General features: G+C 73.2%; 19 protein-coding genes. 12 read left to right on the forward strand and 7 right to left on the reverse strand.

Features of this window, described 5'->3' with window-relative positions:
- The first annotated feature begins 4 nt into the window (after positions 1-4).
- Complete coding sequence (locus tag ABC270_RS15680; protein WP_412881655.1) at positions 5-1,216, forward strand: FAD-dependent oxidoreductase; 1,212 nt, start codon at positions 5-7, stop codon at positions 1,214-1,216.
- Between the two features lie 23 nt (positions 1,217-1,239).
- On the opposite strand, the gene ABC270_RS15685 is transcribed toward ABC270_RS15680, so the two are convergent.
- Together ABC270_RS15685 and ABC270_RS15690 are read right to left on the reverse strand one after the other, a co-directional pair.
- Positions 1,240-2,097 carry a UbiA family prenyltransferase gene (locus ABC270_RS15685; RefSeq protein WP_412881656.1) on the reverse strand — a complete coding sequence of 286 codons (858 nt, stop codon included), beginning with the start codon at positions 2,095-2,097 and terminating at the stop codon, positions 1,240-1,242.
- Positions 2,094-3,020, reverse strand: a complete 927-nt coding sequence (locus ABC270_RS15690; RefSeq protein WP_412881657.1) for a DMT family transporter — start codon at positions 3,018-3,020, stop codon at positions 2,094-2,096. Before ABC270_RS15690 ends, ABC270_RS15685 begins: the two co-directional genes overlap by 4 nt.
- A 70-nt stretch (positions 3,021-3,090) precedes the next feature.
- On the opposite strand from ABC270_RS15690, the gene ABC270_RS15695 reads away from it, so the two are divergent.
- From ABC270_RS15695 to ABC270_RS15745, 11 genes are all read left to right on the forward strand, one after another.
- Positions 3,091-3,942, forward strand: a complete 852-nt coding sequence (locus ABC270_RS15695) for a LysR family transcriptional regulator (protein ID WP_412881658.1) — start codon at positions 3,091-3,093, stop codon at positions 3,940-3,942.
- Positions 3,943-3,996: 54 nt separating this feature from the next.
- Entirely contained in the window at positions 3,997-4,824 is an 828-nt protein-coding gene (locus ABC270_RS15700) for a fructosamine kinase family protein (RefSeq protein ID WP_412881659.1), read from the forward strand.
- Positions 4,825-4,905: 81 nt separating this feature from the next.
- A complete protein-coding gene (locus ABC270_RS15705) occupies positions 4,906-7,113 on the forward strand; it encodes an ArnT family glycosyltransferase (protein ID WP_412881660.1) in 2,208 nt (735 codons plus the stop codon).
- Between the two features lie 32 nt (positions 7,114-7,145).
- On the forward strand, positions 7,146-7,865 hold the full coding sequence (locus tag ABC270_RS15710) for a response regulator transcription factor (protein ID WP_412881661.1): 720 nt from the start codon (positions 7,146-7,148) through the stop codon (positions 7,863-7,865).
- Positions 7,862-9,400: a sensor histidine kinase gene (locus tag ABC270_RS15715; protein ID WP_412881662.1), complete on the forward strand. Its 1,539-nt coding sequence runs from the start codon at positions 7,862-7,864 to the stop codon at positions 9,398-9,400. The genes ABC270_RS15710 and ABC270_RS15715 overlap by 4 nt, the downstream gene beginning before the upstream one ends.
- Before the next feature lie 38 nt (positions 9,401-9,438).
- On the forward strand, positions 9,439-9,714 hold the full coding sequence (locus tag ABC270_RS15720; protein WP_412881663.1) for a hypothetical protein: 276 nt from the start codon (positions 9,439-9,441) through the stop codon (positions 9,712-9,714).
- A gap of 85 nt (positions 9,715-9,799) precedes the next feature.
- Positions 9,800-11,077, forward strand: coding sequence for a bifunctional glycosyltransferase family 2/GtrA family protein (locus ABC270_RS15725; RefSeq protein WP_412881664.1), 1,278 nt, complete (start codon positions 9,800-9,802; stop codon positions 11,075-11,077).
- Between the two features lie 386 nt (positions 11,078-11,463).
- The gene (locus ABC270_RS15730; RefSeq protein WP_412881665.1) at positions 11,464-17,025 is read left to right on the forward strand and encodes a glutamate synthase-related protein; all 5,562 of its coding nucleotides are present in this window, start codon (positions 11,464-11,466) and stop codon (positions 17,023-17,025) included.
- On the forward strand, positions 17,022-18,809 hold the full coding sequence (locus ABC270_RS15735) for a sulfite reductase subunit alpha (RefSeq protein ID WP_412881666.1): 1,788 nt from the start codon (positions 17,022-17,024) through the stop codon (positions 18,807-18,809). Before ABC270_RS15730 ends, ABC270_RS15735 begins: the two co-directional genes overlap by 4 nt.
- Positions 18,810-19,212: 403 nt before the next feature.
- Positions 19,213-19,557: an ArsR/SmtB family transcription factor gene (locus tag ABC270_RS15740; RefSeq protein WP_412881667.1), complete on the forward strand. Its 345-nt coding sequence runs from the start codon at positions 19,213-19,215 to the stop codon at positions 19,555-19,557.
- A gap of 106 nt (positions 19,558-19,663) precedes the next feature.
- Positions 19,664-20,647, forward strand: a complete 984-nt coding sequence (locus ABC270_RS15745; RefSeq protein WP_412881668.1) for an SRPBCC family protein — start codon at positions 19,664-19,666, stop codon at positions 20,645-20,647.
- 265 nt (positions 20,648-20,912) lie between these two features.
- On the opposite strand, the gene ABC270_RS15750 is transcribed toward ABC270_RS15745, so the two are convergent.
- From ABC270_RS15750 to mvk, 5 genes are read right to left on the reverse strand one after another with little or no spacing between them, the layout of a single operon-like run.
- A complete protein-coding gene (locus ABC270_RS15750) occupies positions 20,913-22,073 on the reverse strand; it encodes a hydroxymethylglutaryl-CoA synthase (protein ID WP_412881669.1) in 1,161 nt (386 codons plus the stop codon).
- Entirely contained in the window at positions 22,070-23,161 is a 1,092-nt protein-coding gene (locus ABC270_RS15755; RefSeq protein ID WP_412881670.1) for a hydroxymethylglutaryl-CoA reductase, read from the reverse strand. Before ABC270_RS15755 ends, ABC270_RS15750 begins: the two co-directional genes overlap by 4 nt.
- Entirely contained in the window at positions 23,154-24,254 is a 1,101-nt protein-coding gene (locus tag ABC270_RS15760) for a phosphomevalonate kinase (protein WP_412881671.1), read from the reverse strand. The genes ABC270_RS15755 and ABC270_RS15760 overlap by 8 nt, the downstream gene beginning before the upstream one ends.
- Positions 24,251-25,258, reverse strand: a complete 1,008-nt coding sequence (gene mvaD / locus ABC270_RS15765) for a diphosphomevalonate decarboxylase (protein WP_412881672.1) — start codon at positions 25,256-25,258, stop codon at positions 24,251-24,253. The genes ABC270_RS15760 and mvaD overlap by 4 nt, the downstream gene beginning before the upstream one ends.
- Positions 25,255-26,283 carry a mevalonate kinase gene (mvk, locus tag ABC270_RS15770; RefSeq protein ID WP_412881673.1) on the reverse strand — a complete coding sequence of 343 codons (1,029 nt, stop codon included), beginning with the start codon at positions 26,281-26,283 and terminating at the stop codon, positions 25,255-25,257. Before mvk ends, mvaD begins: the two co-directional genes overlap by 4 nt.
- Between the last annotated feature and the right edge of the window lie 123 nt (positions 26,284-26,406).

Raw genomic sequence — 26,406 nt, forward strand, 5'->3', positions numbered from 1 at the left:
GAGCGTGACCACCGAGCGCGTCGACGTCCTCGTCGTCGGCGGCGGACCCGTCGGCTGCTTCGCCGCGGCGCTCCTGGCCGAGCGCGGCCTCGACGTCGCGGTGTGGGAGCGACGCACCGACGACCCCGTCGGCTCGAGGGCGATCGGCATCCACCCGCCGTCGCTCGATGCGTTCGCCGCGATCGGTGCCGACCGGGCGGTCCTGACCGAGGCCACGCTCGTCCGGACCGGTGTCGCCCGGAGCGGCGGGCGAGTCCTCGGCTCGCTGTCCTTCACGGGGGCGTCGGTCTCGCACCCGTACGTCGCGACGCTCGACCAGCACCGGACGGAGACGCTCCTGCGTGACCGGCTCCCGCCGGGCACGCTGCGGACCGGCACGACGCTGACCGGCCTGCAGCACGACCGGTCACGGGTCAGCGCTGAGGGGACCGGACCGGACGGCAGCGCACGGGCGGTCGAGGCCTCGTTCGTGGTCGGCGCCGACGGCGGCCGGAGCACGGTTCGCGAGCTGCTCGGCATCGCCACCCGCGGGCGGGACTACCGCCACCGGTACGTGATGGGCGACTTCGCCGACCCCGAGGACCCGTCGGCACGGTCGACCGCGCTCGTCGACGTCGGGCCCGCGGGGGTCGTCGAGTCGTTCCCTCTGCCGCACGGCCGGCGGCGGTACGTGGCAGTCGTGGGCGGCACCGGCGGGGACGGTGCCGGAGCGGCCGGCACCGGCGGGGACGGTCCGGACCGCTCGTGGTCCGACGGTGCGACGGCCGTCGGTCTCGCCGACGTCGTCGCCGAACGCACCGGGTCCACACCGGACGCGGCGACCTGCACGATGTTCAGCGACTTCGGTGTGCGGCGGCGTGAGGCGGTCCGGACCGGGGTCGGACGGGTGGTCCTCATCGGCGACGCAGCGCACGAGATCAGTCCGATCGGCGGCCAGGGCATGAACCTCGGGTGGCTCGACGCCGCCGAACTGGCCCCGATCCTGGCGGACGCCCTGCCCGGTGCGCGGACGGTCCCCGACGTCGTCCGGCTCGACTGGGCACGGCGACGTCGGGCCGCGGCTCGACGTGCGGCGCGGCAGGCGGAGGTGAACATGGCGCTCGGTCTCCCAGCGGGACGCATCGGTTCGGCCGGCCGCGACGCACTGCTCCGGACGGCGCTGGCGCTCCCCTCGGCGACGGCGCTCGCCCGGCTGTACGCGATGCGGTGGGCCTGAGCGCGCGGCGACACCCGCAGCGGTCAAGCGACCAACCGCGCCCCTGCGACCGCGAGCTCGACGACGAGCACGAGCGACGACGCGATCACGAGCCGGAAGAGCGCGCGCGTCGGCCGACCGGCGAACACGAGCCGCACCCCGACCACGGCCAGCACCACCACGACGAGTGCGCCGACGACCGCCAGCACCGCAGCGGCCCCACGCGCCGGATCGGCCCCGCCGACCTGTCCGCCGAGGACGAGCAGCGCCGCGACGACGAGCGAACCGAACGCGAGCACGCCCGAGCCGCGCAGTCCGAGGCGGTGCGGGAAGCCCCGGACCCCGGTCGCCGCGTCGTCGAGCAGGTCCGGCAGGACGTTCGTGCAGTGGATCGCGACGCCGAAGACCGCTCCCGTCGTGATCGCCCACCACGCCGGCCACGCACCGCTGCCGGCGGACACGGCGACGACGGGCAGCAGTCCGAACGCGACGACGAACGGCACGACGGACCAGACCGTGCGCTTGAGCAACGCGTCGTAGGCCCACCCCGCGGCGACGAGGACGACGTGTGCGACCGCCGCGACCGGACCGAGCAGCACGGAGAGCACCACGGCCACACCGGCCGTGGCGAACGCCGCCGTCCGGACGGTGCCGACGGCGATCAGCCCGCCGGCGACGGGCTTGTCCGTCCGCCCCACCGCGCGGTCACGGTCGGCGTCGATCCAATCGTTGGCGAGGCCGATCGACAGCTGTCCGGCGACGACCGCGAGCGCGACGAGCACGACCAGCCACGCCGGGTGGCCGACGGCCGCGGCGACGACGGTCGCGAGGGCCGTCACCGTGACGGTCGGGCCCGGGTGCGACGACGCGAACAGCAACCGCGCGGTCGAGGGGTGGCTCACCCGGCCGAGCGTACCGACGGCCGACTGCGCACCGCGTCGGGGTGACGGCGACGCAGCACACCGGACGCGAGCGCGATGCCGAGCAGCACCACGACCCCACCCACCGGTTCGTTCCACCGCAGCGGCTCCCCGAGCACGAGGACGCCGAGAGCGACCCCGACGACCGGGGTGAGGTACGTGACCGTGGAGGCCCGACCCGCTCCCCACGCCCCGACCAGCCGGGTGTTCCAGGCGTAGGCCAGCCCCGTCCCGACCGCGCCGAGTGCGACCATCGCGGCCACGATCCTCCAGTCCAGCCGCACCGGACCGGTCGCGATGACGGGCGCGACGAGCAGCATGAGGACGGCCGCCAGCGAGAGCTGCACCGTCGCGACGGTCGTCGGGTCCTGCCCGCTGCCGACACCGAACCGTCGCAACCAGGCGAGCCCGACGCCGTACGACGCGGTCATCCCGAGCAGCGCCACCTGACCGGGGACCGTGGCGAGCACCGCCGGGTCGCCGACGAGGTCCCACGGCCCGACGAGCACGAGGACGCCGACGATCCCGAGCACGATGCCGCCGAGCTGTCGACGGCTGAGGCGTTCGGACGGCACGAGGACCGCGAGCGCGAGGAGCGTCATGATGGGTGTGGTCGCGTTGTAGATGCTCGCGAGGCCGGACGGCACCGTCTGCTCCGCCCACGCCATGAGCGACGACGGCACCGCGTTGAGGAACACGGCCACGACGAGCAGGTGTCCCCACACCCTCGGCTCGCGGGGCCACCGCCGCCGCGTCGCGAGCAGCACGACGACGAGGGTGACCGCGCCGAGCACGGTCCGCACGGTGGCGACCTGCTGCGGCGCGAGTCCCTCGAGTCCGATCTTCGCGAAGAAGAAGCTCGAGCCCCAGGTCAGGGCGACGAGGACGTAGAGGAGGGCGTTCACGAGGGCTAGCATCGACCACCACCGCACATGTGTCGAACGCATGTGCCTCATGGAGACATGAGGAGCGCGCATGGCCGTCACGATCCCCCAGCTGCGGGCGTTCACCGCCACCGTCGACGCCGGTTCGTTCACCGGCGCGGCCGCGGCCCTCGGCGTCGGCCAGTCCGCCGTCTCCCACGCGGTCGCGGGGCTCGAGCGCGAGGTCGGCGGCACCGTCGTACACCGCGGCGGCGCTGCGACCGCCACACCCCTCGGGGAACGGCTGCTCGCCCACGCCCGCAGCGTGGTCACCTCCGTCGACGCCCTGGAGGCCGTGGTCACCCCCGCCACGGCGCGCGGCACCGTGCGCCTCGCGGCCGTCCCGACGGTGTGCCAGGGCCTGCTCCCCCGCCTCCGCGAGCTGTGGGCGGTGACGCTGCCGGACGTCGACGTGCAGGTCTACGAGGGCGACGACGAGGAGATGCCCGAGTGGCTCGAGGGCGGGACCGTCGACGCCGCCGTGCTCGTCGACCCGTCTCCGGTGCCGACCGGCGCGGTGGTCGTCGCGCGGGACGAGATGGCCGCCGTCGTCCGGCGGGACCACCCGCTCGCGGCCCAGGCGGCCCTCACGCTCGACGACCTGCACGAGGACGGACTCGTCGCGGGTGGTGGTGGGTGCGAGGTGCAGATCCAGCGGCTGCACGAACTCGACGGGCAGCCCTTCCGGTGGGCGCACCGCGTGCGGGAGATGAACACGATGTTCGGGATGATCCAGCGCGGCGAGGGCGTCTCGATCGTGCCGACGCTCGGACGGAGCATGCTGCCGGACGACCTCGTGATGCTGCCGCTCGAACGACGACTCACCCGCACGCTCGTGCTGAGCGGGCCGACGTCCCGACCGTGGCACCCGCTCGCCCAGGCGCTCGTCGACGCCGTGGGGTGACGAGGGCGGCCCCGGGCTGTGACCGGCGCCGCGGTCGATCGGCAGGATGGACCGATGGCCGAGACGCACGTGAAGACCTTCACCGACCCCGACGAGGCGACCGCCGAGGCCGCCGGGCTCGAGTGGCTCGCCAAGGCCGAGGACGCCGGCGGCACCCGCATCGCCCGGGTCCTCGCGCACCCGGAGCCGCGGGTCCTGCACCTCGAGCAGATCAGCGACGGCGCCCCGACCCCGGAGCAGGCCGAGCGCTTCGGCCGGTCGCTCGCCCGCACGCACGCGGCCGGTGCTCCGCACTGGGGTGCACCGTCGCCGGGCTTCCCGCAGCAGGGGTCGCTCCGGATGGGTCGTTCCCGGACCGCCTTCGTCGCCGCGACCGACGCACCGGACTCCTGGGGCGAGTTCTTCGCCGAGTACCGGATCCGCGACTACGTGTCCCGGATCGTCGACCAGGGCGGCTTCGACGGGTCCGAGGCCGCGGTGTTCGAGCGGGTGGCCGAACGGCTCGAGGACGGCGAGTTCGGGTCGCCGCAGCCCGCGCTCGTCGGGAACGGTCCCGCCCGGTTGCACGGTGACCTCTGGGCCGGGAACGTGCTCTGGCCGACGCCGGGCCAGCCGGTGGACGGCACGACCCCGACCGGGGCGGTACTCATCGACGCGAACCCGCACGGCGGGCACGCCGAGACCGACCTGGCGCTCCTCGGGCTGTTCGGGCTGCCGCGGCTCGAGACCGTCCTCGCGGCGTACGACGAGGAGTCACCGCTCGCCGACGGCTGGCAGGACCGGGTGGAGCTGCACCAGCTCGCGCCGCTGCTGTTGCACGTGTTCCTCTTCGGCGGCTCGTACACGGGCGCGGCGCTCCGCGCGGCCCGCCGCTACGCCTGACGGGGCACCTGTCCGCAGGTCTTAGGGAGCGCCAAGGTCGTCCATCGATCGGTTCGGGGAACGTCCGGGAACCTCATCGTCATGACCACGTACCCGACCCCCGTGACCGATCGTCGCGAGCGTGCACACCCCGGCGCGACCGCCCGGGACCGCCGCACGCCCCTCGCTCGCCTGTTCCTCGGCGAGCGCGAGGACGCCCGCTGGCTCCGGCCGGCGTTCTGGGCCCTCCTCGCCCTGACCGCCGTCGTGTACCTGTGGGACCTCAGCATCTCCGGGTACGCCAACAGCTTCTACGCCGCGGCCGTGCAGGCCGGCACGAAGTCGTGGGAGGCGTTCTTCTTCGGCTCCCTCGACTCGTCGAACTTCATCACGGTCGACAAGCCGCCGGCCTCGCTGTGGGTGATGGTGCTGTCGGCGCGGCTGTTCGGCTTCTCGTCCTTCAGCCTCCTGCTCCCCCAGGCCCTCATGGCCGTCGGGTCGGTCGCGCTCGTGTGGGGCACGGTCCGGCGGACCCTCGCCCGCCTCGGCGCGACGACCGCGAACGTCGGGGCCCTGCTCGCCGGGTTCGTCGTCGCGGCGACCCCGGCCGCGGCGCTCATGTTCCGGTTCGACAACCCGGACGCGCTCCTCGTGCTGCTCATGACCGCCGGCGCGTACTGCACCGTGCGGGCACTCCCGCGCGGCAGCTGGAAGTGGATCGCCCTCGCCGGGGTGGCTCTCGGGTTCGCGTTCCTGACGAAGATGCTGCAGGGGCTCCTCGTCCTGCCGGCGTTCGGCCTCGTGTACCTGTTCGCCGCGCGGACGAGCTGGGGGAAGCGGGCGATCGGCCTCGGCATCGCGGCGGTGTCGCTCGTGGTGTCGGCAGGCTGGTGGGTCGTCGCCGTGTGGCTCTGGCCCGCCGAGTCGCGCCCGTACATCGGCGGGTCGACGAACAACACCGTGCTCGACCTCGTCTTCGGCTACAACGGCCTCGGCCGCATCTTCGGCGGCGACGGCAACGCCGGCGGGGGCATGGGCGGCGGGACCGCCGGGTCGTCCTTCGGCGGCTCGACCGGACTGAACCGCCTGTTCTCGTCCGAGATGGGCCTCGAGATCTCGTGGCTCCTGCCCGCGGCGCTCCTCGCGCTCGTCCTCGGCCTGGTGGTCGTCGGTCGGCGGCACCTCGGCGACCCGGTCCGTGTCGGCCTCGTGCTCTGGGGTGGCTGGCTCGTCGTCACCGGCCTGGTCTTCTCGTACATGTCCGGGACGATCCACCCGTACTACACGGTCGCGCTCGCCCCGGCGATCGCGGGCCTGGTCGGCACCGGTGGCGCACTCCTCTGGAGCGTCCGCGACCGGGTCATCGGCCGCCTCGGCCTCGCCGTGATGATCGGAATCACCGCTTACTGGGGCACCTGCCTGCTCAACGAGAACCCGACCTGGCTGCCCTGGCTGCGCTGGGTGGTGCTCGTCGGCGGGCTCCTGTCCACCGCCGCGGTCCTCCTCGGCAGCGTCCCGACGCTCCGGAAGCTGGTCACGGTCGGCGTCCTCGCCGGCACGCTCTTCGGACTCACCGGCACGACGGCCTACGCCCTCGCCACCACGACCGTCGCACACTCCGGGTCGATCCCGAGCGTCGGTCCGTCGGGCAGCGGCTCCGGCGGCACGGGAGGCATGGGCGGCGGTCAGCCGGGAGGCACGGGAGGCCCTGGCGGATCGGCCTCCGGTTCCGAGAGCGACAGCTCCGACAGCAGCACGGACGGTGCCCAGCGAGGCCCCGGCGGCACGCCGCCGGGCGGCACCTCCGGCGAGGCGCCGGAGGGCGCGACCGGAGAGGCGCCGTCGATGCCGGACGGCACGTCCGGCGGCCAGGGCGGCACCGGCACCCAGGAGGGATCCGGCGACGCAACCTCCGACGGCGGGTCGGGGACGGGCCTCCCGGCCGGTGGCGGCGTGATGGGCGGCGGAGGCGCGTCGACGTCGTCGGCCCTGAAGAAGCTGCTGGAGTCCACGGACACGACCTGGGCCGCCGCCGTGAACGGTTCGCAGTCCGCGGCGCAGCTCGAGCTCGACACCGACACCGCCGTCATGGCGATCGGCGGCTGGTCGAGCGACCCGGCGCCCACGCTCGCCGAGTTCAAGGCGTACGTCGCCGAGGGCAAGATCGCGTACTACATCTCCTCCGGTTCCGGCGGTGGGACGGGCGGCGGCAGCTCCACGGCATCGGCCATCCAGGAGTGGGTCGCAGCGAACTACAGCAGCACCACGGTCGGCGGGTCGACGGTCTACGACCTGAGCGCCGCGAAGTGATGCACGACGAGGGCGCGGATAGGCTCGCCGACATGGCCGGCACCCCGCTGCAGCGCACCGACGGATCCCCCGTCCGCGCCCTCGTCGTCGACGACGAGCACGCGCTCGCCGACGCCGTCGCCCTCGCGTTCGCGGGCGACGGCTGGGCCGTGCGCGCCGTGCACCGGGGACGGGACGTGCTCTTCGCCGCACGCGAGTTCCAGCCCGACGTCATCGTGCTCGACGTCATGCTGCCCGACATCGACGGGTTCGAGGTGCTCGAGCGGCTCCGTGACGCCCGGGACGACGTCCGCGTGCTGTTCCTCACGGCGCGGGACGCCCCCGAGGACCGGCTCGCCGGACTGACCGGCGGCGGCGACGACTACCTGACCAAGCCGTTCGGCATCGAGGAGCTGCTCGTCCGCGCACGGATCCTCGCCCGCACCTCGGCCCGGGTGGCGTCGTCCGGACCGGCCGGGCTCGTGGTCGGCGACCTGCACCTCGACGAGGACGCCCGCACCGTGGTCCGCGCCGGCGACCCGCTCGAGCTGACCCCGACCGAGTACGAACTGCTGCGGCACCTCGCCCGGAACGCCAACCGTGTGCTGTCGCGCGAGCAGATCCTCGCGAGTGTGTGGGGCATGGACTTCGGGGCGTCGTCGAACCTCGTGGACATGTACGTGTCGTACCTCCGCAAGAAGCTCGACGCCGGCCGGGAGCCGATGCTGCAGACCGTCCGCGGGGCCGGCTACGTGCTCCGCCCGACGACGTGAGCCGGGTCCGTCGGTCGCGCGACCACCGGGCGCCGTCACTGCGGTGGCGGATCGTCGGTGCGGTCGCGCTGCTCCTCGTCGTGACGAACGTCGTCGTGGGAGCGGTCACCGTGGTGGCGTTCCGCGAGTACCTCGTGGGCCGGTTGGACGCGGAGCTCGCCACGGCCGCGGGGCGGGTCGTCGGGGACGGGAGGCCGCCGGTGCAGGGGTCGTCGGGGTCCGGGTCGTCCGGGTCGTCGGGGTCCGGGTCGTCCGGGTCGTCCGACGGACAGCCGGATCCCGACAACGAGTTCATCGGCGCGCCGGGGCAGGCCGCCGGGACGGTGGTGGCCGTCCTCCGATCCGGGACCACCGTGCTCGCCGGGTACACCGACGACCGGGGCCGACAACACGGGCTCACCGCTGCGCAGGAGCGTGCGCTCTCCTCGATCGAGAGCGACGGCGCGCCCGTCACGGTCCGGCTCGGAGCGCTCGGCGCGTACCGGGCGCAGGCCGTCGGCAGTGGCGGGGACGTCTTCGTCACCGCGCTCCCCCTCGGGGCACTCGACTCGACCGTCACACGACTCGTCCTGGTCTTCGGCGGCGTCACCCTGCTCGGGCTGCTCGTCGCGGCGTGGGCCCTCGCACTCACGGTGCGACGAGCGCTCCGGCCGCTCGAGCACGTCGCGGACGTCGCGTCCGACGTCGCCGCACTCGACCTCGAACGCGGCGAGACGGACATCACCGCGCGCGTGGGAGCATCCGACCTCACCGCGAACCGCGAGGTCGGTCAGGTCGGCACCGCACTGAACCGGCTGCTCGGGCACGTCGGCCGGGCACTCACCGTCCGCCGTGAAGCCGAGGCGGGCATGCGGACCTTCGTGGCCGACGCCTCCCACGAACTCCGGACGCCGATCGCCACCGTCCGCGCCTACGCCGAGCTGTCGACGACCTCCACCGACCTCGGCGCCGTGCACGCCAACGTTCGGCGGATCGCGACCGAAGCCGTCCGGATGGGCGACCTCGTCGAGGAACTGCTGCTGCTCGCCCGGCTCGACGCCCGCGCGCTCGCCGGGTCCCCGCCACTCGTCCTCGACGCGGTCGACCTCACGTCGATCGTGGTCGAGGCGGCGATGGACGCCCGCACGACGGCCGCGGACCACCGCTGGACGCTCGAGGTCGACGACGAGCCCGTGATCGTGGACGGCGACGCACCCCAGCTGCGTCGGCTCGTGCGGAACCTGCTCTCGAACGCCGCGCAGCACACGCCGGACGGATCCGCCGTCGTGGTGTCCCTGCGGCGCGTGCCGGGTGCACTCCGGCCCGCCGTCCGACTCGTCGTCGCGAACGACGGACCGCCGATCGACGAGGCGCTCCTGCCGACCCTGTTCGACCGGTTCACGCGTGGCGAGGCGTCACGATCCCGGGAGCACGGGACGAGCGGTCTCGGCCTGGCGATCGTGCAGGCCGTCGCCGCCGCGCACGAGGGGACGGTCCGCGTCGTGTCCGAGCCGGGGCGCACGGCGTTCACCGTGGAGCTGCCCGCGACGTCCTGAGCCGTTCGGGTACGCTGCGGGCAACGAACGGGGGAACGATGACGAACGACTTCGCACGACTTCCGGACCGGCCGCGCGCCGAGGACCTCGTCGTGGAGGTCCCCGCGTTCGAGGACGACCGGCCACAGCCCGAGCCCGAGCCGCCCGCGGCAGCGCCGGAGCTCGTCGCCGCGACGCGCTTCGCCCAGACCTCGCACGCGGTGCCGACGATCCGGCGGACGCAGATGCGCGCCGGGCTGTGGATCGCGGGCGTGCCGATCGCCGCGCTCGCTCTGATCGCCGTGGTCCAGATCGTCGCGGGCGTCGTCGACTGATCGACCTGGCGCCGGTGCGGCGTTCTTACGGGCGCCACAGGGTCCTGTTGCTGGGCGCATGAGCCGGCTGCCGAGTCTGATCGGCATGACGGAGACGAACCAGACCCTCGACATCGACATCGTCGTCCCCTGCCACAACGAGCAGGACACGCTCGCGACGCACGTCCGGCGGCTGCACACCTTCTGCCGCACCTCGCTGCACCACACCTGGCGGATCACGATCGCGGACAACGCATCGACCGACGACACCGCGCGCATCGCCGACGACCTCGCGGCCATGCTCCCGGAGGTCCGGGCCGTGCACCTGCCCCGCAAGGGACGCGGCCGCGCGCTCAAGGCGGTCTGGGGCGCGTCGGAGGCGCAGGTGCTCGTGTACGTCGACGAGGACCTGTCCACGGACCTCGCCGCCCTCGAACCGCTCGTCGCACCCCTGCTGTCCGGGCACTCGGATCTGGCGATCGGCACGCGGCTCGCCGGTTCGTCCCGGGTCGTCCGGGGCGGCAAGCGCGAGTTCATCTCCCGGTCGTACAACCTGCTGCTCCGGACGACGATGAGCGTCGGCTTCTCGGACGCGCAGTGCGGGTTCAAGGCCGTCACGCGCGAGGCCGCGCAGCACCTCCTCCCCCTCTGCGAGGACGACGCGTGGTTCTTCGACACGGAGCTGCTCGTGCTGGCCGAGCACGCCGGGCTCCGGGTGCACGAGGTCCCGGTCGACTGGGTCGACGACGTCAACTCGTCGGTGCACATCACCTCGACGGCCACCGAGGACCTCAAGGGCATGTGGCGGGTGTCACGGGGACTGGCGACCGGCCGGATCCCGATCGCGCCGGTCTACGACGCGATCGGTCGTCGGCCGTTCACCCCGCCGCACGTCGGGATCGTCGGGCAGGTGCTCCGCTTCGGCGCGATCGGTGTCCTGTCGACGGTCGCGTTCGCCGTGCTGTACGCGCTGTTCCGGCCGGCCATCGGGGCACAGACGGCCGACTTCCTGGCCCTGCTGCTGACCGCGATCGGGAACACCGCACTGAACCGGCGCTTCACGTTCGGGGTGCGGGGCCGCGCCGGCGCAGGGATGCACCAGGTGCAGGGACTCGTCGTGTTCGGCATCGCGTGGGCCATCACCGCCGGGTCGCTCGTCGTCCTGCACGCGGCGGCCCCCGACGCCACGCACGGGACGGAGATCGTGGTCCTGACCGCGGCGAACCTCGTCGCGACGCTCGTGCGGTTCGTCCTCTTCAAGGCGTGGGTGTTCCGCTCCCGTCGGCGCCCCGAGCTCATCCGGCCCGGAAGCACCCCGGCAGCGGACGCGAGCACGGCCGCCGACACCGAGCCGATCCCGGTCGAGGGGCGCCGCGCCGCCTGAGCGGCGCGGGCATCGTTCCGGGGGCTCCGCACAACCGAAGGCACCTCGCACCACGGGCATCCGCGGCGCGAGGTGCCTTCGGTTGTGCGAACGCGAGCCGCACCGCGCACGGAGCGCCCGCGGGCAGCGCACCGCGCACGGAGCGCCCGCGTACCGCGCACGGAGCGCCCGCGTAGCGGGCCGGACGCGCACGGCGGAGCCGCACCGCGCCTCCCGTCCGGCCGGTCTGTTGCGTCCGCGGTATACCAACCCGTAGCATCACTGCACCGCACCACAACCCCACAGGGCCCGCCCGTCACCACCCGACGGTCCGCCCGCGGCGAGCGCTCCGAGGATGCAGCGTGGCCGTCCGCTGCCTGTCGGCACACGCTCCACTGGACCCGCACGTGAACCACTCCTCCTTCGGCCTCTACGACCCTGCCCGCGAATCGAGCGACTGCGGGGTCGGCTTCATCACCCGTCTCGACGGCACCCCGAGCCACGACGTGATCCGCAAGGGCGACGAAGCGCTCTGCTCGATCCCGCACCGCGGTGGCAAGTCCGCCGAGGGCGTCGGCGACGGCGCGGGCGTGAGCATCGACCTGTCGGTGGAGTTCTTCAGCGCGATCACCGGCGAGACCCTGCGCGCGGGCCACTTCGGCGTCGCGAACTGCTTCGTGCCCTCGGACCCGGACGAGCGGGCGGCCGCGGTCTCGGTCGTGACCGACGCGATCGAGCACGAGGGCTTCGAGCTCCTGCTCGTCCGCGACGTCCCGGTCGACCACTCGGTCGCTCGACCCGAGGCCGAGCAGTACCAGCTGCCGATCGTGCAGTGGGTCTTCCGTGCGCCCGAGTCGTGGGAGCGCTCGGAGGTCGACGCCGCCGCGAACCGCGCGCTGCTGGCCGTCGAGCGCGTCTCGTACACGCAGGCCGCCGAGGCGCACGCCCCGCACGCCGCCCTCTACCCGCTGTCGCTCAGCGCCCGGACGCAGATCCTCAAGGGCCGGCTGAACTCGGGCGAGGTCATCTCGTACTTCCGCGACCTCACTGACCCGCGGCACTCGGTCCGGACGCTGTACTTCCACACGCGGTTCTCGACGAACACCGAACCGCACCCGACGATGGCGCAGCCGTTCCGGCTCATGGCACACAACGGCGAGCTGAACACCGACCGGAAGAACCGGCTCTCGGACGAAGCGCTCGCGCGGGCACGCACCCGGAGCATCGTCCGCCCGCCGGGCCAGTCGGACTCGAGCAGACTCGACCAGACGCTGCAGAGCCGGGTGTTCGACGACGGCCTGGACATCGTCGAGGCCGTGGTGTCGCTCATGCCGCCGGCGTGGGAGAACGACCGCACGTTGCCCGCCGACGTGCGGGACATGCTCGAGTACTTCTCGCTGTACGAGGAGAAGAACGACGGCCCGGCCGCGGTGATCTTCAGTGACGGCGACGTCGTGGGCGCCCGGCTCGACCGGCTCGGCCTCCGCCCGCTGCGCACGGTGCAGACGGACGAGTACCTGATGGTGGCGTCCGAGGCCGGCCAGGTGACGTTCGAGCCCGAGGGCGTCGTGCACCGCGGGCGGATCGAGGCCGGCGGCATGCTCGTCGTGGACCACCGCACCGGCGCGCTCATGCGGTCGGACGAGGTCCTGCGGATGCTCGCGGGCCGTCGTGACTACGGCGCGCTGCTCGACGCGGCCCGGGTGGACCTCGACGACCTGCCGGTGCCCGACTACCAGCGCGGGACGACCACGCTCGGCTACGACGGCGACCTGTCGCTCGCCGGGCGGTACGTGGCGTACTCCCTGAACCAGGAGAGCTTCCGGTTCATGCTCGACCCGATGCTCGCGAACGGGGCGGAGCGGATCTCGGCGATGGGCTACGGCAACGCCATCAACGCGCTCAGCGACACCGAGGGCGGCATGGCGAAGTACTTCTCGCAGCGCTTCGCCCAGGTGACGAACCCACCGCTCGACTCCATCCGGGAGGCCGACGGCATGTCGATGCGCGTCGCCCTCGGCAGCAAGCCGGACGGCACGGGCAGCAGCGACGGCACCCCGAGCCGGCAGCTCGTGGTGCAGTCCCCCGTGCTCGGGCACCTCGACATGGTGCGCCTGCGCGACCAGGACATCGTGCCGCTCGAGCGCTTCGACATGCTCTACGTGCCGGTGTTCGGCGACGAGCAGGCGAACGCGGACGCCGTGCGGGCCGCGACCGAGCAGCTCGCGGACGCCGTCGCCGCGTTCGCGGAGCGCACGGGCGGCATCGCGGTCCTGACCGACCGCAGTGTGTCGTCGACGCACGCTGCCCTCCCCGTGATCCTCGCCGTGGCGGCCGTGAACCAGCGACTCATCGAGACCGGGCTGCGGCTCCGGGTGTCGATCGTCGCCGAGTCCGGTCAGCTGCCGTCGTCACACCACGTGGCGACGGCCCTGGGCTTCGGGGCGTCGGCTGTGTACAGCCTGTCGGCACGGCTCCGTGCGGAGGAGAAGTACCCCGCCGAGGCCGCCCCGGCCGGCGAGTACACCGCGACCGACCTCGCCCTGAAGCGCTTCCGGAAGGCCGCGGAGAAGGCCCTCGCGAAGACGATGGGCCGCGTCGGCCTGTGCACCGCCGAGAGCTACATCGGTGGCGAGTTCTTCGAGCCGAACTACCTCGACACTGGTGACGACCTGTTCGCCCGGGTGTTCCCGCACATGGACGCCCCGGTCGGCGGCGTCGGCTTCGCCCGCATCGCGCAGGCCGCCACCGACTGGCACGAGCGTGCCCGGAGCGTCACGACCGAGGGTCAGGTGCCCCTGCTCGGCCTCTTCAAGGAGCGCTCGGACGGCGCCGGACACTCGTTCGGCGTCGCGAGCGTCCGCGGCTTCGGCGGCATGACCGAGGAGCGTCCGGCGTTCGAGCGCTCCGGTGACTCCGACGCGCTCCGACTGCTCACCCTGCGGCAGCTCGACGACTCGTTCGGCATCACCGACGCCGCGTACCGGAACACCGGCTACGACCGGCTGAGCGACGCCGAGATCGACGCGCACCGGGTCACGCCCGGCTACGTGTCGTTCCTGCAGACCACGCACGACGAACGGTCGCGCCGCCCCGCTGCGCTGCGCGATGTCCTCGCCCTGCCCGCGGACGTGACCGGCATCGACGAGGCGGAGGACTTCGCCCGCGAGCTCGGTCGCTTCGCGACCACCGGCAACGCCAGCATCACGGTGCGCGGCCTCGCCGGCTCGCGTGCGTCCGCCGAGGGACTGCCGGGAGGCACGGCACGCTTCCGCCTGGAGCTCACCTCGACGGGGTCGACGGGTGCACTGCGCCACCAGGCGCTCGCGGACGGCCTCGCCCTGTTGCACCCCGGGACGGTCGACGTCGACTCCGTCGCCGACGACCACGTGACGCTCCGCGCCACGGGCGCCGCCGCCGACCTGCTCGGGCTGCTCCAGCAGGCACCGGCGAGCGTCGACGTGGCCGAGGTCCAACCGGCGCACGAGATCACCCGCACCCTCGCGTCCGGCGCGATGAGCCACGGCGCGCTCGTGGCGACCGCGCACGAGGCGGTCGCGCACGGCACGAACATGGTCGGCGGCATGTCGAACTCGGGCGAGGGCGGCGAGCACCACTCCCGCTACGGCACGATCCGCGGCTCGCGCATCAAGCAGTTCGCCTCCGGGCGGTTCGGCATCTGGGCTGGTTACCTCGCCGACCCGATGCTCGAGGAACTCGAGATCAAGATCGGCCAGGGCGCCAAGCCCGGCGAGGGCGGTCAGCTCCCCGCGCCGAAGGTCACGGTGGACATCGCCGCAGCTCGTGGTGGGACGCCGGGCGTGGAGCTCATCTCGCCGCCGCCGCACCACGACACGTACTCCATCGAGGACCTCGCGCAGCTCATCCACGACTGCAAGGCCGCCCGGGTGCGGGTCGTCGTGAAGCTCGTGTCCTCCGAGGGCATCGGCACGATCGCGGTCGGCGTCGCGAAGGCCGGCGCGGACGTCATCAACGTCGCCGGCAACACCGGTGGCACGGGCGCAGCGGCCGTCACGAGCCTGAAGTACGCCGGGCGCTCCGCGGAGATCGGCGTGGCCGAGGTCCACCAGGCCCTCGTCGCGAACGGCCTCCGCCAGAAGGTCACGCTCCGCTGCTCGGGCGCGCACCAGACCGGCTCCGACGTGGTCACGAGCGCGCTCCTCGGCGGGGACTCGTTCGAGTTCGGCACGACCGCGCTCATGATGCTCGGCTGCGTGATGGCGAAGAACTGCAACGTCAAGTGCCCGGCGGGCCTCACCACGAACGCCGAGGCGTTCGAGGGCGACCCTCGTGCGCTGGCGCAGTACCTGCTGAACATCGCCCACGACGTGCGGCAGATCCTCGCACGCCTCGGCCTGCGCTCCCTGCGCGAGGCACGTGGTCGCACGGACCTGCTGCAGCTCCTCGACCACCCGGCCTCCGTCGGTCGGCTCGACGTCCGGAACCTGCTCGCGCAGGTGCCCGAGAAGGTCGTCACGGACCCGGAGTACCTCGAGAAGGACTTCCGCACCGACGACGCCCTCATCGAGCAGGTGCGTGCCGCCCTGATCGACGGACACGAGCACACCCTGACCGTGGACGGCATCGCACTCGGGAACGCCGACAAGTCCGTCGGCGGGCAGCTCGGCATCGACGTCGAGCGCATCCTCAACCACGAGCTGCGCGGCGTCGACCTGTCGGCGCACCCCGCGATCGCCACCGACGACCGCGGCCGCCGCCGACTGGTCGACGGTGCCCTGACGGTCCGCACGAGCGGGTCCGCGGGGCAGTCGTACGGCGTCTTCGCGAACGACGGCACGACCCTCGAGCACGTCGGGACGGCGAACGACGGCCTCGGCAAGAGCCAGTCCGGCGGCCGGATCGTCGTTCGGGCGCCCGGCGGCGGCAGCGCCGAGCGGGGCGGGAACGTCCTCGTCGGCAACTTCGCGCTGTTCGGCGCCACGGGCGGCCGGACGTTCGTCGAGGGCGAGGCGGGCGACCGTTTCGCCGTCCGCAACTCGGGCGCGACCGCCGTCGTCGAGGGGGTCGGCGACTTCGGCTGCGAGTACATGACCGGGGGTGCCGTGTTCAACCTCGGCGCCTACGGCAAGGGTCTCGGCAACGGCATGTCCGGCGGGTTCCTCTACCAGTACGACCCGTCGGGCGCGGTGACCGAGCGCGCGAGCACCGACTCGCTCCTCGTGTTCCCGGTCACGGAGACCGAGCGCGGCGCGTTCCACGAGGCCGCCGCGAAGCTCCTGCTCGAGTGGCACCTCGAGGCGACCGGTTCGCGCCTGGCCGAGCGGCTGCTCGCCGAGTGGGAGACGACGCGCGAGCACGTGTACGTCGGCATGCCCCGCGCGCTGCTGCTCAGCCAGGACGCCGACGAGATCCTTGCCGCCGCGACCCGGCCCGAGCTCCTCGACGAGCTCGCGAACTCGGTGGCGACCGACAAGCTCCACGCGTTCAAGGTCGACTACCGCGACCAGCGCACCGTGCTCGACGGCCGTGCCCCCGCGCTCGGCGACCAGGGCGAGGACATGTTCTCGCTGCTGTCGTCGTACACCGTGCTCGGGGTCGCCCAGGACGTGGCGCAGGAACGGGTCCCGGGCGCCGCGGCGAGCGACCCGCGCGTGACCGAGGCAGTGAAGAACCTCATCCTGACCGAGGACTTCCAGGTCAAGCAGCGCGTCGTGAAGTACCTCCGCAGCACGTTCGACCGGTTCGCCGACGACGAGCTCGCGACCCTCATCGCCGTCAAGCGGCTCGACGACTCGAAGCGTGCGCTCGCGCAGCGGAACAACCGGAGCACGGACATGCCGGGCACCACGGGGTGGATCATGCACCAGAACGCCAAGAACGCCGGACGCGTCCGGGCCGCCCGCTTCGACGAGCTGCTCGCGAACGCCGCGCTCGAGGACATCGCCGGCCGAGCCCCGCAGGCCCCGACCGAGGTGGTGTCGGCATGACCACGCTCCCCCCGACCGGCCAGCTCATCCCGGTCGACGCTCCGTTCTCCGCCGCGCAGGAGTCCTGGCTCGCCGGGTTCATCGCCGGCATCGCCGCCGCGGGCAAGCGCGCCGCCGGTGGTGCCCCGACGACGACCGTGGACGTGCTGTTCGGCACGCAGACCGGCAACGCCGAGTTCCTCGCCGACGAGCTCGTCGCCGGCGCGAAGGCTCGCGGCCTCGGCGGCCGGGCGACCCCGCTCGACGCCGTGACGCCGGAGCAGCTCGCCGCGATGTCGCACGTGCTCGTCGTCACCTCCACGTACGGCGAGGGCGAGATGCCCGACAACGCCGGGCTCTTCTGGGACGCGATCCAGGCGTCGACCGTCCCCCGGCTCGAGGGCCTGCAGTACGCGGTCCTCGGCCTCGGCGACACGAGCTACGACGAGTTCTGCCAGGCCGGCAAGCTCCTCGACACCCGCTTCGAGCAGCTCGGTGCGACCCGCATCCACGACCGTGTGGACTGCGACGTCGACTTCGAGGACCCGGCGGCGCTGTGGAGCGCAGCGGTCCTCGACCGCCTGGCCGCCGAAGCCGGGGCCACGCCCGGCGCTGGAGGCCCCGCCGCCGGGGCGACCAGCTCGCCCGCCGCAGCCGACGGGGCGGGGTCCAGCCGTGCCTCCCGGCCGGGGTCGCAGTGGAACAAGCGCAACCCCTTCCGGGCGCCCCTCGTCGTGAACCGGCTGCTCTCCTCGCCGCGCAGCGCGAAGGAGATCCGGCACTTCGAGTTCGACCTCGGCGACTCGGGGATCGAGTACACGGCCGGCGACGCCCTCGCGGTGCTGCCGCACAACGACCCCGCACTCGTCGACCAGCTGCTCGGGCACCTCGGTGCCGACGGCTCCGCGGACTTCGACGGTCGACCGCTCGCCGATGTCCTGCGGCTCGACCGCGAGATCCGCACGCCGTCCAAGGACCTCGTCGCCGACCTCGTGCAGCGCGCTCCCGCGTCGGAGCTCGCCGCCGTCGTTGCGCACGGGGACAAGCACGAGCTCGACCGGTGGCTCTGGGGGCGGGACGTCCTCGACCTGCTCCGCGACGCCGGCAGCGCGGCACCGACGATGGAGGAGCTGCTGCCGAACCTCCGCGGGCTGCAGGCGCGGCAGTACTCGATCTCGTCGAGTCCCCTCGCCCACGCCGGCCGGGTCCACCTCACGGTCGCGTCCGTCCGGTACGGCGACGTCCACCGCTCGCACGCCGGTGTCGCGTCCACCTACCTGGCGGACCGGGTGCAGGCCGACGGCGAGGTCGACGTGTACCTCCAGCCGAACGCGGCGTTCGGGGTGCCGGCGGACGGTGACGCCCCCGTGGTCATGATCGGCCCGGGCACCGGCATCGCGCCGTTCCGCGGGTTCCTGCACGAGCGTGCAGCGGCCGGCGCGACCGGTCGCAACTGGCTGTTCTTCGGCGACCAGCACCGCGACACGGACTTCGTGTACGAGGACGAGCTCACCGACCTGCAGGAGCGGGGCGTGCTCACCCGGCTGGACCTCGCGTTCTCGCGCGACCAGGCCGAGAAGGTGTACGTGCAGACGCGGATGCGGGAGCAGGCGGCGGAGCTGTACCGCTGGCTCGAGGACGGCGCGTACGTCTACGTGTGCGGCGATGCCTCGCGGATGGCGAAGGACGTCGAGCAGGCGCTGCTGGACGTGATCGCCGAGCAACGCGGGCGCGGTGCGGACGACGCTGCCGCGTACGTCGCGGACCTGCGGCGCGCGAAGCGGTACGTGCGCGACGTGTACTGAGGCGGGCCGGCTGCCGGCGCGAGGGCCGCACAGCGGGTCGAACCAGGCATAGCGGGTCGAACCGGGCGTAGCTGGTCGAACCGGGCGTAGCTGGTCGGGAGGAACGACCACCTACGCCCGTTTCCTCCTTCCATCGCGGGACGGAACGACGCACCGCGCGGCGGCGCTGGCGCGCGAGGGCGGCCGGGAGGCGCGTGGTCGCGCCGCCACGCGCTCCCGGCGGGCTGCGGATCGCGTCCACCCCGCCGAAGCGACAGACCCTCGGGAAGCACCACCGACGAGTCCGCGGAAGCGACAGGTCCCCGCGTCGGGACGCCGGCATCCTGTCGCTTCCGCGAGCGCGACGGGAGCGACCCGACTCCTCTCTTGCGCGCTCCACCATCAAGGCCTAACGTGCAACCAAATGGTTGTACGAACCGAACTCACCGACGCCGAGGTCGACCGCGTGTTCCACGCGCTCGCCGACGCCACGAGACGGGACATCGTCCGTCGGACCCTCGCCGACGGTGTCACGGTCTCGGCCCTCGCGGCGGCCTACGACATGTCGTTCGCCGCCGTGCAGAAGCACGTCACCGTCCTCGAGGGCGCAGGACTCGTGACCAAGGAACCCCGCGGGCGCGTCCGCATCGTGCGGGCCGAGCCCGACCAGCTCGACCGCGTCCGTGGCCTGCTCGAGGAGTACGGCCGGCTCTGGCGCGACCGCATCGACCGACTCGACACCCTGCTGGCGAGCGACCACGAGCACTGACGCGTACCAGCACCAGCACCAGCAGCAGCACCAGCACCAGCACCAGCACCAGCCCCAGCCCCGACCAGCACCAGCACACACACCGCCGACTCGACGAGGAGCCACCATGCCCGTGACCAGCGTGCACACCGACCCGGAGGCCCTGACGACCACGCTCGCCGCGGACTTCCCCGTCCCGGTCGAACGACTCTGGGGAGCGTTCACCGACCCCCGGCAGCTCGAACGGTTCTGGGGACCGCCGAGCTTCCCCGCGACGTTCTCCGCGTTCGACCTCCGCCCCGGCGGGCGTGCCCGCTACGACATGACCGGCCCCGACGGCGAGGTCTACCGCTCCGTCTGGCTCGTCATCGCGGTGGACGCCCCGACCCGGTTGGCGTTCGACGACCTGTTCGCCACCGAGGACGGCGAGGTCGACCCGACCCAGCCGACGAGCACCACCGTCCTCGACTTCGAGCCGACGGACACCGGCTCGCGCGTCCGGGTCACGACGACGTTCCCGGACGCCGCAGCCCTCGACACCCTGCTCGCGATGGGCATGGAGCAGGGCTACACGGAGGCGTTCGGGCAGCTCGACCGGGTGCTGGCCGACCTCCGGGAGTACGCGCTCGGGAAGGGCGTCGTCACGGAGGTGCTCGACGACACCCACGTCCGGTTCACCCGCGCGTTCGAGGCCCCGCGGCACGTGCTCTGGCGCGCGCACACCGAACCGGAGCTGATGCGCCGGTGGCTGCTCGGCCCGGACGGGTGGGAGATGACGGTCTGCGAGAACGACCTCCGGCCGGGAGGACGGTTCCGGCAGGCCTGGGCTCCCGTCGGGGACACGGCGGGCGAGCCGTTCGGCTTCGAGGGCGAGAACACCGTCGTCCGGCCCGAGCGACGGTTGGTCACCACCGAGGCCATGACCGGAGCGCCGTACCCGCCGAACACGAACGACCTCACGTTCGACGAGGACGACGGCGTGACCCTCCTGAGCCTGCTCGTCACCTACCCGAGCGTCGAGCAGCGGGACGCGATCCTCGCCACCGGCATGACCGACGGCATGGAGGCCAGCTACCAGCGTCTGGAACGCGAGGTGCTCGCGACGGCGTGACCCGTCGCGTCACAGCGTGACCAGCGGACGGCCGGGAGGCCCGTGGCGGCGCCGCCACGGGCCTCCCGGCCGTCGCGTGGCCACCTCTGCACTGCGGAAGCGACAGGTACGTGGCAACGGCGTTCGTCCGTGGCGCGGAAGCGACAGGTACGTGGCAACGGCGTTCGTCCGTGGCGCGGAAGCGACACACGTGGCGGGCCAGACGGCGCTGTTCTGTCGCTTTCGCGGAAGCGACAGAACCGCGGCCGGACGAGCAGCGGCCGCCTCAGCCCTGCGCGGTCGCCTCGTAGCGGCGGGCACCGCCCCGCACCCCGGCGAACCGGTACGGCCCGGTCGTGACCCGCGGTCGCTCGACGTCCTCGCTCGTCGCGGCCCCCGCGGCGTGGAGCTCCCGGTACGCGTCGACCGTCAGCGGGACGCGGGCCTCGAGGAGCGACCGGACCCGGCCCTCCCGACGGTGCTCCCGGTACCCGGGCCGGACGATGCCGGTCAGGAGCTCGCCGACGCTCCCGGAGCCGTAGCTGAACATAGCGATGCGCTGTCCGTCGAGCTCGTCGTCGAGGTCGAGCAGGGCCGCGAGGGCGATCCAGATCGACGCGGTGTAGGTGTTGCCGGTCTGCTTGTTGTACGTGAACCCCAGGGCGAGCTCGGCGTCGTCGAACGGCTGCCCGACGTGCTGCGCGAGCTTCCGGTGCGCCTTGATCGCCATCTTCGTGAAGGGCTGGTGGTGGACCCAGCGCGTGATGCTCTCGTAGCCGGGTCCGCCCTGCGCGACGAGGTCGTCCCACGCCCCGACGAACGCGTCGACGTACGCGGTGACGGACAAGCGGCCGTCGACGAGCGCGGTCGAGCGGTCGTTCGGCCGCCAGAAGTCGTCGACGTCGGCCGTGAACACCCCGGCGGCCGGTTCGATCTCGATGAGGTCGGGGTCGGCCGTGACGAGGACCGCGGCCGCACCGGCGCCCTGGGTGGGCTCGGCGGCGGTGTGCACGTCGTACCGTGCGACGTCGGCCGCGATGACGAGGACGCGCTCGTGCGGGGCGCGCGCGACGATGCCGAGGGCGAGCTGCACGGCGGCGGTCCCGCCGTAGCAGGCCTGCTTCAGCTCGACGACCCGGACGGACTGCGGCAGCCCGAGGAGGCCGTGCACGAACACGCCGGCGGCCTTGGACTGGTCGACGCCGGACTCGGTGGCGAACAGGACCGTGCGGATGCCCTCGACGCCGTGGCGGTCGATGATCTCCTTCGCGGCCGCCGCACCCATCGTGACGATGTCCTCGTCGGGAGCGGGCACGCTGAACGCGTCCTGCCCGATGCCGACGTGGTACTTCGCCGGGTCCACGCCGAGCCGCTCGGCGAGGTCGTCGAGCTCGAGCACGTGGTGACCGGTCGCGATCGCGATGTCGTGGATGCCGATGGCGGTCATGCTGCACCTCCTGCTGCCGCGCCGCGTCGTTCCATCGCGACGTGCGCTGCCATGAGTTCTCCCGGGTTCGTCTGCGCCGCGAGGAGCGACAGCTCCCCGCACAGCACCGTCGCCGCGCACAGGGCTGCCAGGCGGCGCGCGTTCTCCCCGGGTGCGCGGTCCTCGCGGCAGCCGAGCCGTACGAGGGCGTCCTCGACGACGGGCAGGTCGCCGCCCTTGCCGTTGCCGACCGTGCCGACGATGAGGTGCGGCAGCGAGGTCGCGAAGTACAGGTCGTCGCCGCGGACCTCCGCGGACGTGATGCCCTGGGAGCCCTCGACGATGTTCGCGGCGTCCTGGCCGGTGGCGAGGTAGAACCCGAGGAGCATGTTCGCGTAGTGCGCGTTCGCCGACCGCAGCGCCCCGGCGATCGTGGAGCCGACGAGGTTCTTGGCGACGTTGAGCTCCGCGATCCGCTCCGGCGTCGACCTGAGGCGCTTCGCGACGACCTCACCCGGGATGACGATCTCGGCGATGGTGTTCCGACCGCGACCGCGGATGCCGTTCACCGCGGTGGCCTTCTTGTCGGTGCAGAAGTTGCCCGAGATGCTGACGTACCGCAGGCCCGGCTCCCAGGCCAGGATCGCGGGCAGCAGCTTGTCTGCCGCCTGCGTGACCATGTTGTGCCCGGAGGCGTCGCCCGTGGTGAACGCGAAGCGCAGGAAGAGCAGGTCGCCGACGATCTCGGGGTGGACCTCGATGAGCTTCGCGAACCGGCTCTGCCCGGTCACGAGCGCCTCGAGCTCGTCCTGCCGCGCGAGGATGCGACCCGCCGCGAGGTGGGCGGCGGCGGCGCTGTCCGCGCGGACGACGACGGACCGCGTCATCCGCTCGTCGACGACGGTCGCGACGATGCCGCCCTCGACCATCCGCGAGATGCGGGCACCGCGGCCGACCGACGGCCAGAGCGGCGACTCGTACGTCGCGAGGGGCACTTCGTGCTCCCCCTCGACCGCGTTGCCGCTCACGCGGATCGGTCCGACCCACTTGGTCGGGATCGGGGTGGTCAGTCCGGCCGGCGAGGCGGTCGGACCAGTCGGGTCAGTCATCGAGGTCTCCTTCGGGCGCCTGCACCGCGACGCTGAGGTGCCTGATGTCGTGCGCCTCCCAGGCGCGGTGGATGGCGGTGAGGTCGGTGTCCGCCGGCACGAGGGCTATGCCGCAGTCGCCGCCGCCGGCTCCGGACGGCTTCGCCGCCCCACCGGCCTGCTCGACGACGTCGCACAGGGTGGCCAAGCGCTCGGTCTCGATCTGTGACCCGACGGACGCGCCGAGGCGCTGCAGCAGGACGCGGGCACGTCGGAGCGCGTCGAGCGTCTGCTCGGCGTCACCGGACTGGAGGCCCGTGGTCAGGTCGTCGACACAGGTGCGGCTCTCGTCGAGGAACGCCTGGTACCCGCCGTTCCGGTGCTCGCGCACCACGCTGACGAGCTTCGTGGTGGACGCGGGCGATCCGGTCCAGCCGACGAGGAGGCGGAGGTCGTTCGGAGCCGGCAGCCGTTGCACGTCGAACCCGGTCCACGCGTCGGCGTCGCCGAGGATGCCCGAGACGCTGCCGTCGCCGCGGTCGGGCGCGGGCTGCAGCATCGCGGCGAGCAGTTCGCGGTCCGGGGCGCTGTAGCGGAGCCAGCCACCGAAGGTGCTCGCCGCGAGGTCGCCCCCGGAGGCTCGGGGGTTCACCCGGATCGTCGCGAGGAGCGCCACGCGAAACCGGTCGCGCTGCGTCAGGCCGAGGCCGTAGAAGCGGTCGAGCGCGCCGACCGTCGCGACGGTCACCGCGGCGGACGAGCCGAGCCCGAACTTCCGACCGCTCGCGTCGTCGAGCTGGCTCTGGATCCGGAGGTCGTGGAACCGCGGTGCGATCCCCCGCTCGGCCCGGAGCCGTTCGACGAGGTCGATCGTGGCCATGACGTAGTCGTACGGGTGGTGCTCCCGGTCGAGGGCGAGCCCGTCCTCGGCACGGGTCCAGGTCAGCGGCAGGTGCCCGTACTCCTCGGAGTGCACGCTGCCCGAGCCGTGGCCCTCGCTCACCCGCGCCGTGATGGCACGGTCGAGCGCGATGAGCACGGACGGTTGCCCGGGCTCGACGACGGCGTACTCCCCCGCGACGAACAGCTTGCCGTGGGCGCGGAACTCGATCACTCGGCGGACTCCTCGGGTCGGACGGCACCCGGCGCGGGGGCCTCCTCGTCTTCGGAGCGGACGAGGCGCGCGCCTGGTCCGGTGCCGGACTCGATGACGTCCCCGTGCCCGGCGAGCGCGGTCGCGACGGCACCGCGGTCCTCCGGCGTCGTGAGCACGACCACGTTCGGTCCGGCGTCGGCGGTGGCCCAGGCCTGCAGCCCGGCGGCACGGAGTTCGGCGACCGCGTCGAACACCGCGACGCTGCGCGCGGTGAGGTACCGGATCGGGGGGAACGCGCCCTCGATCGTCGCGTGCATGCGGAGCGCGTTGCTCTCGGTCAGCTCGCCGATGCGCGGGAAGTCGCCCGCGGCGCAGGCCGTGAGCATGTCCGTGACGGTCTCGGTCGTCGAGGTCACCCATGCCGGGTAGAACGGCGACGTCGCGATGGTGCGGCGCATGGCCTCACGCGACCCGATCGGCTTCGGACCGGCGTCGATCGTGACCACGACCATGGCCATCGGCGGGGCCGGCACCGTCTCGGCGTAGGAGCCCTCGTCGTCGCCGGCGTGCCACACGCTGACGCCACCGGGGATCGACCGCGTCGCCGAACCCGAGCCGCGGCGGGCCAGGCGGGACAGGTCACGTTCGGAGAGGTCCAGGCCGTACGCGGCCGCGGCGGCGGTCGCGAGCGCGGCGAACCCCGAGGCGCTCGACGCGAGCCCGGCACCGGTCGGGACGGTGTTCTCACTGACGACCGCGGCGTACTCGGTCGACCCGGCGAGGTCGCGCACGAGGTCGAGGAACTGCGTGACCCGCACCAGCGCGCCGTCGGTCGTGACGGCGCCGTTCAGCGTCAGCGTGTCGTCCGTCGTGCCGCCGACCGTGACCGAGGTGGTGGTCGGGAAGACGTCGAGTCCCATCGAGACGCTGCCGGTCGCCGGCAGCGCGAGGGACGCATCGGCCTTTCCCCAGTACTTGACGAGGGCGATGTTGGGGTGCGCGACGGCCGTTGCGGTGGTCATGCGCGGTCTCCGATCGTGGTGGTCCAGGTGGCTGCGGCACCTGCGCCGAGCAGTGCGGACGCGATGCGGTCCGCGTGGTCGCCGTCGGTGGCCAGGGCGAGGACGCAGCCTCCGCGGCCACCGCCGGTGAGCTTCGCACCGAGGGCCCCGGCACCACGTGCCGCGGTGACGAGCCGATCGAGGTCGCCGCTCGACACGTCGAGGTCGCGGAGCAGCCCGTGCGCGGCGTCCATGCTCGCACCGAGCGCCTGGGCGTCACCGTGTTCGAGTGCCGCTCGGGCCGCGCGGGCGAGGCCGCCGATCGCGTCGATCGTCCCGCGGACGCCGACGGGGTCGCGCTCGAGGCGGTCCCGCACGGAGGCGACGGCCTCGCGGGTGTGTCCCGGCACCCCCGTGTCGGCGACCACGAACGTGAACGGGGCTGCGAGCGCGACGGGCTCGACCCGTCCGTCCTCGAACCAGACCGGGGCGTCCGCGACGACCCCGCGTGCGTCGAGTCCGGACGGCCGCCCGTGGGCGATGCGCTCGCACTCCTGGATGAGCTCGTGGTGCGTGTCGGCGTCGAGGGTCTCCCCGAGCGCGTCGGCCACCGCGGCGGTGACGGCGGCGGCGACGGCGGCGCTCGACCCCATCCCCCGAGCGGTCGGGACGTCGCTGTCGACGCGGACGTGGAACCGGCGGTCGGTCACGCCGAAGTGCCGGAGCGTCGCGGTCACCGCGGTGACGGTCGGCATGACGGCCGCGGGCGCGGTGTCGAGGGGGCCGGTGTGCACGGCGGACTCCAGCACGTGCCCGGTCGCCGGGTCCGCGTCGGGGTCGCGGTCGACGCGCGAGGGTTCCGGCCCGGCCGGGGTGACCGTCGCGACCACGACGGCGTCGAGCACCGGCAGCACGAGTGCGGGTGCGCCGTGGACCACGGCGTGCTCCCCGATGAGGATCGTCTTGCCGTGGGAGGCGGCTCGACCCGTGCGGCTGGTGTCGCCGGCTGCGGGGGCCGCGGAGTGGTCGAGGTGGTTGCTGGTCATCGTGGGTCACGTCAGCCTAACCGTCCCGACCCATGCGCGTGCTCGACGCTGGCCGTACCCCGTCGGGGAGCGACCTCCACGCGCGGTCCGCGACGGGCGTACGGTGATGCTCAGCATGCTGAC

This window comes from Curtobacterium phoenicis (assembly GCF_047238015.1).
In the GTDB taxonomy this organism is placed as follows: Bacteria; Actinomycetota; Actinomycetes; order Actinomycetales; family Microbacteriaceae; genus Curtobacterium.

What these genes read in the sequence shown, in the direction of transcription:
- ABC270_RS15695 (WP_412881658.1), top strand. Translation starts at nt 3,091, where the DNA reads ATGGCCGTCACGATCCCCCAGCTGCGGGCGTTCACCGCCACCGTCGAC.
- ABC270_RS15700 (WP_412881659.1), top strand. Translation starts at nt 3,997, where the DNA reads ATGGCCGAGACGCACGTGAAGACCTTCACCGACCCCGACGAGGCGACC.
- ABC270_RS15705 (WP_412881660.1), top strand. Translation starts at nt 4,906, where the DNA reads ATGACCACGTACCCGACCCCCGTGACCGATCGTCGCGAGCGTGCACAC.
- ABC270_RS15710 (WP_412881661.1), top strand. Translation starts at nt 7,146, where the DNA reads ATGGCCGGCACCCCGCTGCAGCGCACCGACGGATCCCCCGTCCGCGCC.
- ABC270_RS15720 (WP_412881663.1), top strand. Translation starts at nt 9,439, where the DNA reads ATGACGAACGACTTCGCACGACTTCCGGACCGGCCGCGCGCCGAGGAC.
- ABC270_RS15725 (WP_412881664.1), top strand. Translation starts at nt 9,800, where the DNA reads ATGACGGAGACGAACCAGACCCTCGACATCGACATCGTCGTCCCCTGC.
- ABC270_RS15735 (WP_412881666.1), top strand. Translation starts at nt 17,022, where the DNA reads ATGACCACGCTCCCCCCGACCGGCCAGCTCATCCCGGTCGACGCTCCG.
- ABC270_RS15740 (WP_412881667.1), top strand. Translation starts at nt 19,213, where the DNA reads ATGGTTGTACGAACCGAACTCACCGACGCCGAGGTCGACCGCGTGTTC.
- ABC270_RS15745 (WP_412881668.1), top strand. Translation starts at nt 19,664, where the DNA reads ATGCCCGTGACCAGCGTGCACACCGACCCGGAGGCCCTGACGACCACG.
- ABC270_RS15750 (WP_412881669.1), bottom strand. Translation starts at nt 22,073, where the DNA reads ATGACCGCCATCGGCATCCACGACATCGCGATCGCGACCGGTCACCAC.
- ABC270_RS15755 (WP_412881670.1), bottom strand. Translation starts at nt 23,161, where the DNA reads ATGACTGACCCGACTGGTCCGACCGCCTCGCCGGCCGGACTGACCACC.
- mvaD (WP_412881672.1), bottom strand. Translation starts at nt 25,258, where the DNA reads ATGACCACCGCAACGGCCGTCGCGCACCCCAACATCGCCCTCGTCAAG.
- mvk (WP_412881673.1), bottom strand. Translation starts at nt 26,283, where the DNA reads ATGACCAGCAACCACCTCGACCACTCCGCGGCCCCCGCAGCCGGCGAC.